This is a genomic window from Arthrobacter sp. B0316-1-20 (assembly GCF_059091865.1).
On the sequence record NZ_JBNHHC010000014.1, the window covers coordinates 106,047 to 122,450 of the forward strand.

19 protein-coding genes and 1 pseudogene are annotated in these 16,404 nt (G+C 65.5%); 10 read left to right on the plus strand and 10 right to left on the minus strand.

All coding sequences use genetic code 11. The annotated features are described in order from the left end of the window. Nucleotides 1–38 precede the first annotated feature (38 nt). A complete protein-coding gene (locus AC5RW2_RS22420; protein ID WP_494074613.1) occupies nt 39–686 on the plus strand; it encodes a hypothetical protein in 648 nt (215 codons plus the stop codon). A 72-nt stretch (nt 687–758) separates the two neighbouring features. On the opposite strand, the gene AC5RW2_RS22425 is transcribed toward AC5RW2_RS22420, so the two are convergent. The 7 genes from AC5RW2_RS22425 to AC5RW2_RS22455 form a co-directional block, all read right to left on the minus strand. Further along, nucleotides 759–1,034: a hypothetical protein gene (locus tag AC5RW2_RS22425; RefSeq protein ID WP_494074614.1), complete on the minus strand. Its 276-nt coding sequence runs from the start codon at nt 1,032–1,034 to the stop codon at nt 759–761. Nucleotides 1,035–1,287: 253 nt separating this feature from the next. Further along, entirely contained in the window at nt 1,288–1,965 is a 678-nt protein-coding gene (locus tag AC5RW2_RS22430) for a hypothetical protein (RefSeq protein WP_494074615.1), read from the minus strand. A gap of 594 nt (nt 1,966–2,559) precedes the next feature. Next, a complete protein-coding gene (locus AC5RW2_RS22435) occupies nt 2,560–3,012 on the minus strand; it encodes a hypothetical protein (RefSeq protein WP_494074616.1) in 453 nt (150 codons plus the stop codon). Continuing rightward, nucleotides 3,009–3,308, minus strand: coding sequence for a hypothetical protein (locus tag AC5RW2_RS22440; protein ID WP_494074617.1), 300 nt, complete (start codon nt 3,306–3,308; stop codon nt 3,009–3,011). The genes AC5RW2_RS22435 and AC5RW2_RS22440 overlap by 4 nt, the downstream gene beginning before the upstream one ends. Before the next feature lie 95 nt (nt 3,309–3,403). Further along, the gene (locus AC5RW2_RS22445; RefSeq protein WP_494074618.1) at nt 3,404–3,661 is read right to left on the minus strand and encodes an FDXHR family putative zinc-binding protein; all 258 of its coding nucleotides are present in this window, start codon (nt 3,659–3,661) and stop codon (nt 3,404–3,406) included. After that, complete coding sequence (locus AC5RW2_RS22450) at nt 3,658–4,230, minus strand: HNH endonuclease signature motif containing protein (RefSeq protein ID WP_494074619.1); 573 nt, start codon at nt 4,228–4,230, stop codon at nt 3,658–3,660. The genes AC5RW2_RS22445 and AC5RW2_RS22450 overlap by 4 nt, the downstream gene beginning before the upstream one ends. Beyond that, complete coding sequence (locus AC5RW2_RS22455; protein ID WP_494074620.1) at nt 4,227–4,460, minus strand: helix-turn-helix transcriptional regulator; 234 nt, start codon at nt 4,458–4,460, stop codon at nt 4,227–4,229. The genes AC5RW2_RS22450 and AC5RW2_RS22455 overlap by 4 nt, the downstream gene beginning before the upstream one ends. A gap of 450 nt (nt 4,461–4,910) precedes the next feature. Between AC5RW2_RS22455 and AC5RW2_RS22460 the strand changes: the two genes are divergently transcribed. The 3 genes from AC5RW2_RS22460 (at nt 4,911) to AC5RW2_RS22470 (ending at nt 8,237) form a co-directional block, all read left to right on the plus strand. Beyond that, nucleotides 4,911–6,107, plus strand: a complete 1,197-nt coding sequence (locus tag AC5RW2_RS22460; protein ID WP_494074621.1) for a site-specific integrase — start codon at nt 4,911–4,913, stop codon at nt 6,105–6,107. 472 nt (nt 6,108–6,579) lie between these two features. After that, the gene (locus AC5RW2_RS22465; protein WP_494074622.1) at nt 6,580–7,770 is read left to right on the plus strand and encodes an NAD(P)/FAD-dependent oxidoreductase; all 1,191 of its coding nucleotides are present in this window, start codon (nt 6,580–6,582) and stop codon (nt 7,768–7,770) included. A 236-nt stretch (nt 7,771–8,006) separates the two neighbouring features. Beyond that, nucleotides 8,007–8,237 carry a hypothetical protein gene (locus AC5RW2_RS22470; protein WP_494074623.1) on the plus strand — a complete coding sequence of 77 codons (231 nt, stop codon included), beginning with the start codon at nt 8,007–8,009 and terminating at the stop codon, nt 8,235–8,237. Between the two features lie 78 nt (nt 8,238–8,315). Here the strand turns inward: AC5RW2_RS22470 and AC5RW2_RS22475 are convergent. Next, a pseudogene (locus AC5RW2_RS22475) lies at nt 8,316–8,608 on the minus strand (four-helix bundle copper-binding protein); the annotation flags it as partial. A gap of 188 nt (nt 8,609–8,796) precedes the next feature. Here AC5RW2_RS22475 and AC5RW2_RS22480 point away from each other — a divergent pair. The 6 genes from AC5RW2_RS22480 (at nt 8,797) to AC5RW2_RS22505 (ending at nt 14,033) form a co-directional block, all read left to right on the plus strand. After that, nucleotides 8,797–9,147, plus strand: a complete 351-nt coding sequence (locus tag AC5RW2_RS22480) for a heavy-metal-associated domain-containing protein (protein ID WP_494074624.1) — start codon at nt 8,797–8,799, stop codon at nt 9,145–9,147. 158 nt (nt 9,148–9,305) lie between these two features. Then, nucleotides 9,306–11,390 (plus strand): heavy metal translocating P-type ATPase, encoded by a 2,085-nt coding sequence (locus AC5RW2_RS22485; protein ID WP_494074625.1) that lies wholly within the window; start codon nt 9,306–9,308, stop codon nt 11,388–11,390. Between the two features lie 26 nt (nt 11,391–11,416). Then, nucleotides 11,417–11,542, plus strand: coding sequence for a DUF305 domain-containing protein (locus AC5RW2_RS22490; RefSeq protein WP_494074626.1), 126 nt, complete (start codon nt 11,417–11,419; stop codon nt 11,540–11,542). Nucleotides 11,543–11,581: 39 nt separating this feature from the next. After that, on the plus strand, nt 11,582–11,947 hold the full coding sequence (locus AC5RW2_RS22495) for an ArsR/SmtB family transcription factor (RefSeq protein WP_494013649.1): 366 nt from the start codon (nt 11,582–11,584) through the stop codon (nt 11,945–11,947). Then, nucleotides 11,944–13,095, plus strand: coding sequence for a cation diffusion facilitator family transporter (locus AC5RW2_RS22500; RefSeq protein WP_494074627.1), 1,152 nt, complete (start codon nt 11,944–11,946; stop codon nt 13,093–13,095). The genes AC5RW2_RS22495 and AC5RW2_RS22500 overlap by 4 nt, the downstream gene beginning before the upstream one ends. Before the next feature lie 23 nt (nt 13,096–13,118). Continuing rightward, nucleotides 13,119–14,033, plus strand: a complete 915-nt coding sequence (locus AC5RW2_RS22505) for an alpha/beta hydrolase (RefSeq protein ID WP_494074628.1) — start codon at nt 13,119–13,121, stop codon at nt 14,031–14,033. 22 nt (nt 14,034–14,055) lie between these two features. On the opposite strand, the gene AC5RW2_RS22510 is transcribed toward AC5RW2_RS22505, so the two are convergent. Both AC5RW2_RS22510 and AC5RW2_RS22515 read right to left on the minus strand, forming a co-directional pair. Beyond that, complete coding sequence (locus tag AC5RW2_RS22510; RefSeq protein ID WP_494074629.1) at nt 14,056–15,105, minus strand: MsnO8 family LLM class oxidoreductase; 1,050 nt, start codon at nt 15,103–15,105, stop codon at nt 14,056–14,058. 21 nt (nt 15,106–15,126) lie between these two features. Continuing rightward, on the minus strand, nt 15,127–16,398 hold the full coding sequence (locus AC5RW2_RS22515; RefSeq protein ID WP_494074630.1) for an N-acetylglucosamine-6-phosphate deacetylase: 1,272 nt from the start codon (nt 16,396–16,398) through the stop codon (nt 15,127–15,129). Nucleotides 16,399–16,404 lie beyond the last annotated feature (6 nt).

The following is a 16,404-nucleotide window of genomic DNA, read 5'->3' on the forward strand; positions in this document are numbered from 1 at the left end:
CTCATAGCTACATGTGTCGAACGTGAGGGAGGCCATAGGTGGACGAAGGTTCGGTCATCTCGGCGTGGATTGCAGCGGGTACCGCCATCCTTGCGCTGCTAGGGAATGTATTCCTGCAGCTGTGGCAAGTGAGGCGAACCGCAAGTCATCAGGTGGAACTTCAGAGTCGAGAGATCGAGTTTCAACAGGCTGCATTGGAACGAACTTCAAAGGATGCGTACATGGCTTGGCTGCGCGATAAGCGGCTGGAGGCCATGATGCGAGTTCAAGACGCCTTCGAGGAAGTCATGGACGTGGTGGACCGGTGGGGCTTCAGTGAGAGTCGCGACTCATCGGATTGGGCAAAGAGAGTAGATGCTGCACGTGACGGTATGGCTTCTGCCGCCTACCGGTTGCGCCTCGTGTTCGGCGTACACGTTGACTTGCTGAATAAGTCCACCGAAATAGCGGCGCTTTCAGACAAGCTTTGCCGGCTCACGTTGCTGCCTTGGAAAGAAGGGCAGATGCTGCCCACCTGGGAGAGCATGCTAAAAGACCACAAGACTTGGCGGAACGAACTGGACCAGAAGTACACCGTCCTGTGGACCAAGATGCACCTCCTCACTACCCCGCTACCCCGCGAGGAGTGGAGGCAGGTAGAGCAGTGGCTTGAGCAGAATCCTAAAAAGGATCCGGCAGAACCCTGACGTGGGGGATACCCCAGATGGGCAGCCCACCATGCCCGCGGGTGCATGGGGATCACGGAATCGTACGGGTATTTACGGCGATGGTTCCTCTCCGGCCAAGCGAGCCACGCCGAGACTTCGGCCGTCCTGGAAGCGGGCATAAAGCACAAACCTTCGTCCATCCGCATTGTTATTGGCCCAGTCGAGGGCTTCATGAACGTCACGTACACCGGTGAGCAGCCATTCGTCGCTTCCGTCAGCCACCACCCGGCCGCTTCCGTCCTTGATAGGCCCCCAAAAATCAACCCGGTAATCAGGGTTCTCTTCAAGGGATGACTCAACCCGCGGATCGATTGGACTTGCTTCCACTGCTGCTCCCCGTTCTCTCGATGGTGATCACGACAGCGTACTTGCCCAAGCAGAGGTGGGGGGGGTATACCCCTTCGAGTCTGCGCCAGCGGGACCGCAGGTGATAGCAGGTTTTTCCGAGCGCGGTTCAGACCTTTTTTGACCATAAGAGAGGCCTTTACTTCCCTTGCGGTTACTGGTGAGTAGCTAATTGTGGGTCGGGGAACTTTGGACACGAGGGGGAGGGCCGAAGCCCTGCCCCCGTCGCTATCTGCTAGCTGTCCAGGCGCCGTGCGCGCACTTGGGGGAAGCCTGCGAGTTCGATCTGCTGGGCGGCAGCCTTGTAGACGGCCAGCTCGGTCCAAGGCTGCGAGTAGAACTCGCCGTCCAGTTCGAGACCTTCGCTCGTTCCGGATCGGGCGCGACGTACGCCGGCGATTGCATCCGGAATGGTGTCGTACAGTGAGCGTCCGCCGTCGTGCTTGCGCATGGTTGCAATCGCTTCAGCGAGGAATGAGTTGCGCTCGTCCAGGTCTGCGGCGATCTTGTCCAGCTCCAGTACGAAAGCAGCGGTCAGCTTCTCGACATCGGCAGAGATTGCCTCGCTAGTCCGGTAACCTCCAGCCTCAGCCTTGATCTGCTCGGCGATCAGCGCAGCTTCGGCCCCTGCAAGCCGGGACTTCGCAAATTTAGCGGCCTTGCCCGCTGCCTCGTTCAGCGCACGCTTTGTCTCGACCGCATCGCGGGCAGCAACCATGTCGGCCGGGTCGAGCGTGGTGTCGCCGGCCAGGAGCGCGTCGTTGATCCGTTGCATCTCGGCCTTGGCGGCATTCAGCTCCTCGTAGATCTCGACATGGCGGGCCCGGGCAGCGTCAGCAGCGGCGCGGGCTTCAGCGACTGCGGCCTCGGCAGCAGCGACAGGGGCAGGGGTCTTGGTGTTCTTCGTGGACATTGGGGATGCTCCTTCCAGAGCGGTGTTCGGGTGATGGGTAATGGGTAGTGCGGGGCTTCGCCCCGCTGGCCGGGACTGATGTAAGCCCCGTTAGAGGTACGGGCCGGAGGCGTCAGCCGGAGGCCCGTAGGGCCGGGACCAGGACTAAGCCGTTGGCATGTACCGGCTACGCCGCTCCGCGGCTTCGCCGTGCCGGGACCAGGACAGGTAGCTATTGGCTATTGGCTGTTGAGCCACAAGCTGTTAGCCACTGGGCCGGGGCGGCTGACGCCGCCCCGGCCTTGGTCTCGGTCTGGTCTTGATCTGGTCCCGGTCTTGGTCCTGTCTGGGCCAGCACTCCGCCGGGGCTCCGTGCTGGCCCATGTGCTTATAGCGGTCTGGTGGTCGTGCGGGGATTTCTCCTTGCGGATCGTCAGGGTTGGTCATTGTCGGCGTTGCGTGTTCCGTCGTTCATGGGGCGTGTGCAGCTTGCTCTATTCTTAGAGTGCGGTTTTGACGTTTCCCCTAGTCAGAGCAGGGTTTCGGTCAGGCTTCAGTGTTGCGCCATGCGTGTTTGCCGGCGCTACTTAGAGTGCGGTTTTGGTCCAGGCCCCGTCAGAACGGGGCTTCGCCCCGCGGCGTCCAATCGGCATTGGCGAGGAACTGGCCGAAGTCCAGCACGTCTGCATCAAGAGGGTTTGCGGAACGCTCTCCGGTCGGCAGGGTGAGCCGGTGGATGGAACTGTTGTTGAACCTGGGCCGGCTGTCCAGCAGCCCCGCCTTTTGCAGTACCTTCCATCGGGCTGTGATGGTTGCCGGTCTGTTGACCCCTGCCTCCTTGGCGACAGTCGTCCGGTCCACCCTGGAGAAGCCCCTGCTATTGGCGAAGCTGGCCATGAGTCGAACCGTCTCCTTCCCGGCCTTGGAGAGCGGCGCACTCAGCGCCGCCTCCTGCCAGTGGTCAAGGTCGAACTCGCGTTCGGTCTGCCAGCCTTTCGATCCCCGGCGGGCATTGTCGAGGGCGTAGGCCGGTCCTTCAAATGACGCCTGCTCGTCGAGGCCGCTCAAGCCGCCTCTGCAGGCGTGGTCGGAATCGCCAGGGTGTTCTGTCCCCAACGGCGAGCGGCAAGCCAGCCGGCCTGTCGTAGCTCGGTCAGGGTGTGGACTACGCGCTTGTCTGAGCGTGGCCTCCCGAGGGCGGTGTTCAGATCGCGCCACGAGAGAGGGGACATGTTGGACATCCGTAGGCTGTCGGCCAGAATGTCCAAGGCGTCGAGTTGGTCAGCGGTGATCCAACCGGCGGCGGCGGCAGTCGCCGCAGCGGTGATGTAGGCATCCCGAAAATCATTCTTCGGTCTAGTCATGGGTGTCCTTCCTTGTGAGGGCAGTGGGAGTAGTTTTCGAGGGCGCTGACGCGCCCGTGGGTGATTGGAGGGGCAAGGCAGTGGAGCGGGGCTAATCACGCTGCCGCTGCCCTGTAGAGGGGGTGCTTTTCGCCGGTGCCCCAGACTCCATCAGTCAGTGCCGGTGCATGCCCGTTCACCATCAGGTCGGCAGGGTCCACGCAAGCGCGCTCGCCGTCGATGGTTTGCCGGTGCCGGTCGGCTACGCGGTGGCTGCTGAAGGTTCGGTGGCAGCTCGGGCAGTGCGAGTAGCGCTCGCGGTTAGGCCACGTTGAGCCACAAGCTGGATGGGTTGCCATCTTTGCCTTGCTCATGCGGCCACCTCGATACCCTGGCCCTGGTTAGCGGCGGCGACAGCGGCCGCCTGTACAGGTTTCAGCGCGTCGGCAGGGAATAGCCTCAGCCCCTCAATGGCACCTAGCCGGATGAACGTCGCGACCATCTCGCGCTTGCCGGCGAAGTGTCCGCGCCGGAAGTCGCGGAGCTGTAGGTTCTGGGAGCGGGTAACCAGCTGGAGGTGTTCGGGGTTCACGCAGGCGACATCGGGGCAGGCAATGTGGTCCACTTCCATACCTTCCGGAATCGGGCCATGGTGCACTTCGTAGGCGGCGCGGTGTGCCAGCACTTGCCGGCCGGCTAGGCGGAAAACGCCGTAGCCGTGGTCAGCTTTCGCGCCGGTCCAGAGGATGCAGCCGCTGCCGTCTGCAGCTGGTTCTGAGTACGCCGCGAGCTTGACGGCGGCAGGCGCGCCGACCAACCGCTGCGGGGCAGCGTCGCCCGTGGTGCCTTGCTTCAACTGGCGCTGGTAATGCATGGAGCATAGGCCCTTGGCCCTACGCTTGCGTTCGCAGCCGTCGGTGGTGCAGGTCTGGGCCGAGTTCATCGGGCCACTTCCTGCTGCTTCAGCCAGGACTCGACATCGGACAGGCGGTAAAGGATCTTCACCCCTGCTCGGATGCGCCGTGGTCCGTCGTGCAGATGGGTGGCGAGGAACTTCTCGCTGACCCCCATGTAAGCCGCTGTTTCCTTGCGGTCGAGGTACATGTTCCCGGTGATGCTTCGGGCCATGCTGGCAGTGATCGGCCCGCTTTCGGGCAGGGTAATAGTGGACATGGATCTCCCAAGGTGGAGCCGCGCACGGCGCGGCATTGTGTCAGTGGTGATGCCGGATCGAATGGCGCGTTCGCCCTAGCGGCGCAACTGCGGCTCTGTCCGATGCCTCGGCAGGGTGGAGCGAGGATCAACACCGGACCATTCAGCGGGCAAGGCTGCGCGTCCGGTGGAAACTCTGGGGATCTCCACGAATCCCATGGCTGGGCCAAGAGAGGGCGCGCCTTCCGGCGCGCCGTCTAACGGCGACACGCAGCTTCTCGCCGCGTTGTCAATTCCATTCTACTGAACGGAGCCAGCCAGGCCGGGCTACACGCGGTGTTCGGCCGGTGCCTGCAGCGCGTAAGCCAAGTCCTGCAAGTACTCAATTTCGTATTCACCCCACTCTGGAGCGTGCTGCCCATCAAGTGACGACATTCTCTTTTTGTCCGTCAGTGACGGTAAGGTCATGCTGTGGCAATTGAGAACATCATCGTTGGGGAAAGTAAAAAGACGGGTAAGACTTGGGCAGCGACACCGGCCAAGGACCGCCGATTCCAGGTTGATTGGACGGACCCGAACGGGAACCGGAAGCGTAAGCGGTTCGGGACGAAGCGGGAAGCTGAAGACTTTGAGGCCAGGAACAGGCAGGCTCTGCGTGGTGGCGGTTACATCGACCCCAAGCTGAGCCAAAAGCTGACGGTCGGTAAGCTCTACGCGGAGTGGATCGAGAGGATCAAGAGCGTAGGGGCCACCGGGCGGAAGCCGGCCAGTCCGAAAACGGTGGACAACTATCGTCGCCAGTTCGAGAACTACATTGGTCCGCGCTGGAGCGAGACACCGCTTTCTGGAGTCACCTATGACCGGACGTCAGAGTGGATTACGACACTAAAGGGCAAAGACGGGAAGCCAGCTGGAGCGGCTACTCGCCGGGAGATCGCCCTCACCTTCGGGCGACTTATGGGGTTTGCCGTCCGGCGTCGGTACCTTCCAACGAATCCAGCCAAGGACGCAACAGGGCAAGCCGACTACGTGCCCGAAAAGCGGCGCACACGCGAGCATGTCTATTTGACGATGCCTCAACTTCTGGCAATAGCAGAGCAGTCCGGGGAGTATGAGCTGATGATCCTGCTTGCTGGCGTAACCGGATTGCGGTGGGGGGAGATTACCGCTCTGACGGTGGGCGATGTGACGCTTGGTCACAAGCCCCAGCTTGCCGTGACAAAGGCATTTGCAGAGGTCGGAGGGCAACTGATCCTCGGGCCGACGAAAGGCGGGGAGAATCGAACGGTGCCGGTTCCTGCGTTGGTTGCAGACAGGCTCGCTGTAGAGATTGAGGGCAGAGACAGCACGGAACGGGTATTCAGCTCCACTCGGGGGAGTGTGCTCAGGAACGGCCTATTCGCGAAGCGTCACTACCAGCCAGCGATCGAGGCCGCAGCTGCGGCCTCGGATGACGATGCCTTTCCCCGCCCCACCTTCCACAGCCTGCGGCATACCGCGGTAAGTCTTGCCATCAAGGCCGGGGCTAACGTCAAGGTGGTGCAACGGATTGCTGGACACGCCTCGGCAACGATGACCTTGGATACCTACGCTGGTCTGTTTGACGACGACCTGCACGACAGCGCAGCGCGCCTTAATGCCGCGCTGGAAGCCTTGGGCTTCAAGTAGCGTCGTCACTTTTTCGTCACTCAAAGTGCCTATTGCCTTGACTTTATAAGGGTTCTACCTATCGTTCGCAATGAAAAGGTCAGGGGTTCGATTCCCCTAAGCTCCACTGAAGACGCGGGACTTCGACGCCCTTTCCACATACTTTGGCAGTGATAAGGGCCTTGAGGCCAACGTCCGCTCTAGCCGTCATGCCGCTAGATGAGGCATAGAAACCCGCTGGCGCACCGGTCGCGCTGGTGCTCGCAGCCGCCAATCGCGGCCCTGCGCATGTGCCGGAACCCGACCGCTTCATCGTACAGGGCTGCCGTAACGGCCCAGCCCCATACTGCGCATACCGCTGCATTTTGGAGATCGACGTTCGACGTTTCATGACCCGGTCCCTGCTCGCTCCAGCCCTTGACGGACGGCCCTGGGCGCTGTGGACTGGGCGGATGCGGCGGGGGCGCGGCCGCCAACGACGGAAGGCCGAAACATGGACAAGCACCATCAAATAGTGGTTGTCGGCGGCGGCAATGCGGGAATCTCGCTGGCCGCGCGGCTTCGCCGGTGGAAGGTCGAGGACATCGCAATCATCGAACCTCGGGATCAGCACTACTTCCAACCGCTGTTCTCCCATATAGGAGCCGGGGCTGCACGGATGGCCGAAGCGGTCCGACCCCAGGCAGATGTCATGCCGCAGGGGGTTGACTGGATCCGCGGGGAGGCGGCCGATGTGCGGCCGGAGGAGAACGTCGTCGTCCTGGCCGGAGGCGATCGTGTTGGCTACGAGCACTTGGTGGTCTGCCCGGGCCTGCAGTTGGACTGGGGCGATGTCCCGGGGCTGGCCGAGGCCATGGTTTCGCCGCACGGCTCGTCCAACTACGACGCCGCACTTGCCCCCAAGACATGGGACCTGGTGCGAGGGCTGCGCTCCGGCACGGCGGTATTCACCCAGCCGCCGGGGCCCGCAAAGTGCGCAGGCGCCGCCCAAAAAATTGCCTACATGGCCTGTGACTACTGGCGCCAACAGGGCGTGCTGAAGGACATCGACGTCCAAATGGTGGTCCCGACTCCTACCGTCTTCGGGATGCCGGAGGTGGACCGGGAGATGCAGCGCAAGATCGACGAGTACGGAATCACGTTGAGGACCTCCACCACCGTCGCCTCGGTCAACCCCGCGGCGCAGACACTGGTGCTGGACGGCGGGTCGGGGAACCGGGAGGTCCGGTACGACCTGCTGCACGCGGTTCCGCCGCAGTCGGCGCCGAACTGGTTGAAGGCCACGTCGCTGCCGCAGAAAGGGAGCAGTGGCGGCTTCGTCGAGGTGGATCCGGAGACCCTGCGCCATCCGCGATTTCCCAACGTCTGGTCCCTCGGCGACGCCGCCGGAACACGGAACTCCAAGTCCGGCGGGGCGCTCCGCAAACAGACCACGGTACTGGCGAAAAACCTCACCGCTGTTCTGGGCGGGCGCGCGCCTGACGCGCGTTACAACGGCTACTCAGTCTGCCCGTTCACGCTGAGCCGCCGCACCGCGTTCTTTGCTGAGTTCGACGACCAATATCGCCCCCAACCGAGCTACCCGGGCCTGAGGATGGCCAAGGAGCGGCGCTGGCAGTGGGTGATGGACCGGCGGATCCTCCCGCAGGTCTACTGGCATCTGATCCTGAAGGGACGGGCCTGAGTATCTCGCAGCGAGGCAGGATACAGGCGGCCGGACCGCTGCCGACAGGACGGAGCGGTTCTGGCCGGTTTTTGCGAGCCAGCCTCGTTATGACGTTCGGATAGAGCGCTTCGATAGCGGCAACTGGCACGCTTTCCCGAGATTCCTTACGGATGAGCCCTTACGTCCGATTGCATCCCTTAGCACCCGTGCCCGCATTCGCGCAGTGCGGCAGCACTATGAACGGATCCAGTTTGATGAAGGCCCTCATCCGCGCGCTCCTGGGAGCAGTCCTCGGGACGACTGTGCTCGCATCAGCCCTGGTTGTCAGCACTCCGGCCCAAGCCGCGGCACCGCTCAGCGCGACCTACCAGACCTACACCGCTCCAAACGGTGTCAGCAGCAAATACCACGTCTCCTCGAAGAAAATCCAACAGCGAATCACTGTAGGTGTAGGCGGCTGGAACGGCCTGAAGATCGGCTCCTAGCTGGGAGTGCCCCGGGCCCCGAGTCCCGGGCCGGCGACAGGCGGCTGCCGCCTGCAGCGAGATAAGAGGTGGGCCGGCCTATTTGGAAGCGCCGCTTCCCAGCGAGGCCAAGAGTTCGTCACAGGCGCGTTCACACCGGCGGCAGCCTCCGCGCAGACCTTGCAGTGTTCGTGCATCTCCGCGTGCTGCCCGCATTCGTCGGCGCAGGCCTTGCAGGCAGTCCGGCAGGCCTCCAGAAGTGCTTTGGTGATATTGGCGTCGTAGCCGGTGTGGCGCGAGAGGACGCGGCCGGTGGCTGCGCAGATGTCGGCGCAGTCCAGATTGGTGCGGATGCACTTGGTGAGGTCGGCAACCATGTCCTCCGAGAGGCACGGCTTACGTTACCTTGACAGATACCCCTGGGGGGTATAGCTTCAGTCTCACCGGAACAAGCGTCACGAGCCCGACAGGGCTTCAACGCAGTGAAGGTCCTCACCGGCTTCGGCGGCGGAGCGTCATTCCAAGGGTCTGGCGTTCCCACTTCCCGCAGCCAGCACCGATGATGTGTGAGGAGAACACCATGGCCGAGTCCCTAAACCGGGAACTGTCCCTGACCGCCAAGTCCGCCCAAGGATGCTCCTGCTGCGCCCCGACCTGCGTCTCGAAAGAACGGACCGCCCGCCGCGAGCCGGAAGCTTTGTCGATGGTGCCGGCCGTTCAGGCAGAGTACCGGGTGGCCGGCATGACCTGCGGACACTGCGCCTCCAGCGTTGCGGACGCGTTGGGCGCTCTCGACGACGTGAGGGACGTTCAGGTCGCCCTCGTTCCCGGCGGCATTTCCACCGTCACCCTTCTGGCGGTATCGCCCGCCAGCGACCCCGCCGTTCGGTCGGCCATCGCCGACGCCGGCTACGAGCTTATTGCCTCCTGAAGATCAGGTTTCCCGCGAAGGGCCGCCCCGACTTCAAAGGCAGGGGCGCCCGCGAAAGAAGAGCCATGAAAAGCGAGCATTCGCAGCACCTCGACAATTCAGGCCAGCACACCCAAAGACCTGGCCCGGAGCATCGGCATCAGGGCCAGGGTCCGATGATGACCGACCATGAAACGCACGGGCAGGCCATGCCGGACGGACCCGCACATTCGGCGGTGGACGAAGAACATGCCGTCCATACGCATGGCCAGCACGCCGGGCACAGCACGGCCATGTTCAAGAACAAGTTCTGGCTGTCCCTGGTCCTTTCGGTCCCGGTGGTGTTCTTCAGCCCGATGTTTGCCATGCTCCTGGGATACACCGTCCCGGGGTTCCCAGGGGCGGCGTGGATCCCCCCGGTACTTGGCACCATTATTTTCTTCTATGGCGGCACCCCCTTCCTGAAGGGCGCGGCGAATGAACTGCGGTCCCGGCAGCCGGGCATGATGCTGCTGATTGGGATGGCCATCACGGTCGCGTTCGCCGCCTCTTGGATCACGACCCTGGGCATCGGCGGGTTCGACCTGGACTTTTGGTGGGAACTGGCGCTGCTGATCGTGATCATGCTGTTGGGCCACTGGATGGAAATGCGTGCCCTGGGCTCCGCGCAGGGAGCGCTCGACGCGCTGGCTGCCCTGCTGCCGGACGAGGCGGACGTGGTCAACAGCGATGGAAGTGTCCGCACCGTGCCGGTCGGGTCCCTCGCCCCCGGCGATATCGTGCTGGTGCGCTCAGGTGCCCGCGTGCCCGCAGACGGGCGGATCATCGACGGCGGGGCCGAGTTCGACGAATCGATGATCACCGGGGAATCCAAAGCCGTCGGCCGGGCGACCGGCGATACGGTGGTCGCCGGCACGGTCGCCACGGACAACTCGGTGCGGGTCCAGATCACTGCCGTGGGCTCCGACACGGCGCTGGCCGGCATCCAGCGCCTCGTGGCCGAGGCCCAGGCATCGTCGTCCCGGGCGCAGGCCCTGGCAGATCGGGCTGCTGCCCTGCTGTTCTACTTCGCGCTGGTGGCCGGCATCATCACCTTTGGCGCCTGGCTGCTGCTCGGAAGTCCCGACGAGGCCGTCGTTCGCACGGTGACCGTTCTGGTCATCGCCTGCCCGCATGCGCTCGGCCTCGCGATCCCGCTGGTCATCGCTATCTCCACCGAACGCGCCGCCCGCTCCGGCGTGCTGATCAAGAACCGCATCGCCCTGGAGCGGATGCGCACCATCGACGTCGTCCTGTTCGACAAGACCGGCACGCTGACCGAAGGCGAACACGCGGTCACCGCCGTCGCCGCAGTGGAGGGCGTGACTGAAGGCGAGCTGCTGGCCCTGGCTGCGGCCGCCGAATCCGACAGCGAACACCCCGTCGCCCGCGCGATCGTCAGGGCTGCCGCCGAACACGCCGAGGCGGCACGACTGGGTCTGACCGGCCGCAACTTCACCTCCAGCACTGGCCGGGGCGTGCGCGCCGTGGTGGACGGGGCCGACATCTCCGTGGGCGGGCCGAACATGCTCCGGGAGTTGAAGCTGGCCGAGGCGGCGGACGTAGCCCAAGAAACTTCGGCCTGGATGGATCGGGGTGCCGGTGTGCTGCACGTGGTTCGCGACGGCAAGATTATCGGGGCGCTGGCCCTGGAAGACAGGGTGCGTCCCGAGTCTCGGGCGGCAGTCAGGGCCTTGCAGGAGCGTGGGCTCAAGGTCGCCATGATCACCGGGGACGCCCGCCAGGTCGCAAACTCCGTGGGTCGCGATCTGGGCATCGACGAGGTCTTCGCCGAGGTCCTGCCGCAGGACAAGGACAAGAAGGTTACCGAACTGCAGCAACGCGGTCTGAAAGTGGCGATGGTCGGCGACGGCGTCAACGACTCGCCAGCTTTGGCCCGCTCCGAAGTGGGCATCGCCATCGGAGCCGGTACAGACGTGGCGATGGAATCTGCCGGCGTCGTGTTGGCGGGCAACGACCCCCGGTCCGTGCTGTCGATGATCGACCTGTCCCGGGCCAGCTACCGCAAGATGATCCAGAACCTGATTTGGGCTACGGGCTACAACATCATCGCCGTGCCGTTGGCCGCCGGTGTGCTTGCCTTCGCCGGAGTCGCCATCTCCCCGGCCATCGCGGCGATCCTGATGTCCGTTTCCACTATTGTGGTCGCCCTCAACGCCCAGGTGCTGCGGCGGATTGACCTGGACCCGGAACGCATCCAGTAGCCAGAGCCTCTGCCCGCGCGGGAACCGTGAAGATGGCCGAGCAGGAAGTGGACCGGGGCTCCAACCCGCAGGCCAAGGAACTGGCACAGACCATCATTGAAGACCAGGAAGGCGAAATCCCTCGCCAGCCTCTGACCACTCTCCCGCGGTGAACCATTGCCGTCCGGGGCGGGTTGTGCAATCATCTGCGTATGAATGCAGATAAGAAGGGTTGCAGGCTCGACGTAGACAGCCAGTATGTTGAGCTGGCCGTCGAGGTCTTTGCGATGCTGGCCGACGCCACCCGCGTGCGCATCATCCTGGCCCTGCGGGATACCGAGCTGCCGGTGAACGAACTGGCCGAGACGGTGGGAAAGTCGCCGGCCGCGGTATCGCAGCATCTGGCGAAACTGCGCCTGGGACGCATCGTGGCGGCGCGGCAGGAGGGCACCAAGGTGTACTACCGGCTGGAGAACGAACATGCCCGGCAGTTGGTTGCCGATGCTGTTTTCCAGGCGGAGCACTCCCTCGGTGGTCTTCCGGCACATCACAGCGCCCCCCGGCCGCAGGCATCATGAGCGCGCATCCGCAGGCCGGACACTCTGCAGCCGGCGAGGCCGAAGAGGCAGCAGACGAGCACGGGCGCGACCACGGCGGTCACGGGCCCAGCGACGATGACCACGACCACGGCAACCACGGGCACGGCCACAGCCACGGCGAGCACCCGCACGGCCACGACCACGATCATCCGACGGGGCTGAAAGGGTTTTTTCACGGGCTTTTTGTCCCGCACAGCCACGACACCGCCGACTCCATCGACGATGCGCTGGAATCCAGTGCAAAGGGCATCCGCGCGGTAAAGCTGAGCCTCGCAGGGCTCGGTGCCACCGCCGTGCTGCAGCTGGTTGTCGTGGTGATCAGCGGCTCGGTCGCCCTGTTGGCCGACACGATCCATAATTTCTCCGATGCGCTGACCGCCATCCCACTGTGGACCGCCTTCATCCTGGGGACGCGGCAGCCCACCCGCCGCTATACGTTTGGCTTTGGCCGGGCCGAGGACCTTGCCGGACTGTTCATCGTGGCCATGATCGCGCTTTCGGCCCTGGGTGCCGGCTGGCAGTCCATTGACCGGCTGCTGAACCCGCAGCCCCTGCACAACCTGGGTTGGGTCCTCGCGGCAGGGCTCGTCGGTTTTGCCGGCAACGAGTTGGTGGCCATCTACCGGATCAGGGTCGGGCGGAGCATCGGCTCGGCCGCCTTGGTGGCCGACGGCATCCACGCCCGCACCGACGGCTTCACGTCGCTGGCCGTGGTTCTGGGTGTCATTGGGGTCTGGCTCGGTTTCCCGCTGGCCGACCCCATCGTTGGCCTGGTCATCACCGCCGCGATCATTGTCCTGCTCTGGGGCACCGCCCGGGACATCGGCCGCCGCCTGCTCGACGGCGTGGAGCCTGAACTCGTCGACCGTGCCGAACAGATTCTGCTGGCCGAGAGCGAAGTCAAGGGACTGACGGAGGTGCGGCTTCGCTGGAATGGCCATCGGCTCAATGTTTCCGCCACGCTTGTGGTGAACCCGGCCATGACCGTCGACGGTTACCATCTTCTCCGGCGACGTCTGACCGCCGGACTCCGCGAGGCGCTTCCCGGAATCGGCTATTTGTCCCTGACGCCTACACCCGCCGAAGCCCTCCGCCCGGACCTGGGTTTGGCGGGCAGGCGTAAATGAGCGTCGTCGGGAAGGATCAGGGCGTGGGTTTCACAGCGGCCGACCGTAGGTACGAGCCCTACGTTCGTCCAATCGATCCGTCGGTTGAACGGCGCGCAGAGACCTGGGCGTGGCGCGGGTGGGACGTACACGTGGAACACGTCGGGGCCCCTGAAGCGCCGGTGCGGATGCTTCTGGTGCACGGCGGGGGAGGGAACGCTGCGGCCATGTGGCCCTTTGCGGCGCATCTGTCGCAACTGGGAGCCCTCGTCACGCTCGTTGACCTTCCGGGCTATGGACGTACGCGTCCCCGCGGAAGCGCGCGCATTTCGTATCAGGATTGGCAGCGGCTTCTGGCGGACCTGGCGGCGCGCATCGCCGATCAGAGGCCGCTGCTGCTCCTGGGGGCCAGTATGGGCGGCATGCTGGCGCTGGATGCTGCTGCCTTGAGCGGCAGGGGCGACCGGGTGATCGTGACGTGCCTGCTCGACGGCACCGACCCCGGCGTTCGCTCGGCCCTCGTGCGTGCCCCGTGGATGGCCCGTCTCGCGGCGCCCTTCCTCAAGGCCATCAGCGGGCCGCCTGAGCGGATGCCTTTTCCGCTGCGGTGGGTCGCTCCGATGCGGAAGATTTCCAACGACCCCGAACTATCCGCCCAGGTCCTGCGCGATTCGCGCGGCGGGGGAGGTTCCATGCCACTGAGCTGGTTCCGGTCGTTCCTGGAGGCCGGCCCGGCAGTGCCGCCGGAGTCATACGGCGGACCGCCCGTCCTGCTGGTCCATCCGGGCGAGGATCGGTGGACCCCCACAGGGATCAGCAGCCGGTTCCTGAGCCGGCTTGCCGGGAACCATCGGCTGGTTGAGCTCGAGGGATGCGGACATTTTCCAGTGGAAGAACCGGGGTTCCAGAAGTTCCTCGACGTCGTCCGCGTGGAAGTCGAAACCGTGTCCGGGGCCTGACCCGCACCCGCCGCCAAGTAGTTCAACTGAGTTGACGCCGGAGGCCCAACAGCGCGGCAAGCCGCCGGTCGGTGTCGGCCAGCGCGGCCGTATCGAAGGTGTTGGTGGTGACCATGAGCTCGTCGGCACCGGTCACCTCCAGCAAGCGTCCGAGCCGCCGGCCCACCTGGTCGGCGGTTCCGTGCACCGAGGCGGCCAGGGACTCGGCCACCAGGCGCTCCTGCCGGGAGGTCATCGGAGCTGACCGGACGGAGTCGGCGGGCGCCAGCGGCGGGAACTCCCCGCGGGTGCGGGACAACGCCATTGCCCACGCCTCGGGCAGCAGCAGGTCCCGCGCCTCGTCGGCGGTTTCGGCAACGGCCACGGTCGCAGAGGCGATCACGTACGGTTCGGGGTATGAAAAGGAGGGTCGAAAATCCTTCCGATAGCGAGCCAGAACCCTGCGGGCCGGTTCCGCATCCCGTCCGGTAGAGGCAGGACCGCCCACCACGACGGCGAGGCCGGCCTGGGCGGCAATGTCCACCCCCTTGCCGGTGGCCAACACGAAAAGCGGCGTCGCACCGCCGTCGTACGGGCGGGCAGTGACGGCGGCGCTGCCATCGAGATAGGCCATCAGTTCTGCCAGGTCGTCGCCGAAGCGGTCCGCGGCGCCCTTCTCCTGCCGCAGCCCCGCGCGTACCGCCGGCGTGAATCCGACGGAGCGTCCTATCCCGAGATCGATCCGGCCGGGAAAAAGTGCCTGCAGGGTGGCGGCCTGTTCGGCCACCACCAGCGGTTGGTGGTTGGGCAGCATCACTCCGCCGGAGCCGACGCGGATGCGTTCCGTCTGCGATGCCACCGCGGCCATCAGCACCGTCGGAGCCGAACCGGCGATCCCCGGCACACCGTGGTGCTCGGCCACCCAGAAGCGGTGGTAGCCCAACTGCTCGGCATGCCGGGCCCGGCGGATGGTGGCGCCCAGGGCCGCCGACGCCGAGGTGCCCTCACGAGCGTTGGCGCGGTCCAGGATGGAGACCGGAAGGGAGGCAGGCTGCATACCAGTCACAACGTGGCCGGCAGGCTGGTATTCCATCCCCGCCCGGTCCTGCCGCGCTCAGTGACGGCCCAGCCACCGGCCCCGGCGCATGACGCCGGTGAGCGCCAGGGCCTCATCGATGATCACGAGGTCGGCCAACATGCCGTCAGCCAAGGTGCCGACGCTGCCGGCCAGGCCGATGGTCCGGGCCGGGACCACGGTGGCCGACCGGAGGGCCCGGTCGAAGGGCACTCCGGCCTCGACGGCGTTCCGCACCACGTCCATCATGCCGGCGGTGCCTCCGGCGATGGCTCCGGAGGCCAGGCGGGCCACTCCCGAGTGCACCCGCACCTCCGCCGGTCCCAGGGAGTACACGCCGTCCGATAGTCCGGCGGCCGCCATCGAATCGGTGACCAAGGCGATGTTGTCCGCGCCCAGCAGTTCGAACATGGTCACGACGAGGTCGGGGTGCAGGTGGATATTGTCCGCGATGAGCTCCACGACGGCCTCGCCGGCGCGGGCGGCCCTGAGGCACGCGACCACGGCGCCGGGGGAGCGGTGGTGCAGCGGCTCCATTCCGTTGAACAGGTGCGTCACCGTGGGCACCGCCGGCCCCTCGCCAGACCGCCGGGCGAGGGCAGTCCGTGCGTGGCGCAGGGAGCCGGCCGCGACCGCGCTCTCCGCCGCCGTGTGTCCCAGCGAGGGGACCACGCCGTGGCCGGCGAGCAGTTCCACGAGTTCGTCGGCGCCGGGCAGTTCCGGCGCGTACGTCATGGTGCGCAGGAAGCCGCGGCCGCCGGCGAGCAGCTCCCGTGCCAGGCCGAGGTCCGGTTCCAGCAGCCAGCGTGGGTCCTGGGCGCCGCAGCGTGCAGGTGACAGGAACGGCCCCTCCACGTGGATGCCCGCTATCTCGCCGTCGGCGGCGATCCGCGAGAGGACGTCGAGTCCGCCGAGCAGATCCGGGGGCGGAGCGGTCACCAGGCTCGCCAGCAGGGTGGTGGTGCCAACAGCATGGATGCCGGCCGCCGCGCGGCGCGCGTCCGCTTCGGGGGCGGTGGTGAAATCGACGCCGAAGGCACCGTGGCAGTGCAGGTCGACCAACCCGGGGATCACCCTCTGGCCGGCGGGGACGTCGACGACGGTGTCCGCCTCGCCGGGCGGCAGGGCCTCCGTCGGGCCGACGTAGCTGATCTCCGCGCCGGACACCGCAACGGCTCCGTCCCGCAGTTCAACCTCGCCGGTATGGATTCTGCCCCTGAGGATTGTCCGGCCGCCCGGCAGCGGGGCCCGTTCCGCTTCGCCGAACGGGCCGGGGGAGCCGTTGGTGCTGCCGGCGCCGTGACGTGTCATGGCGGA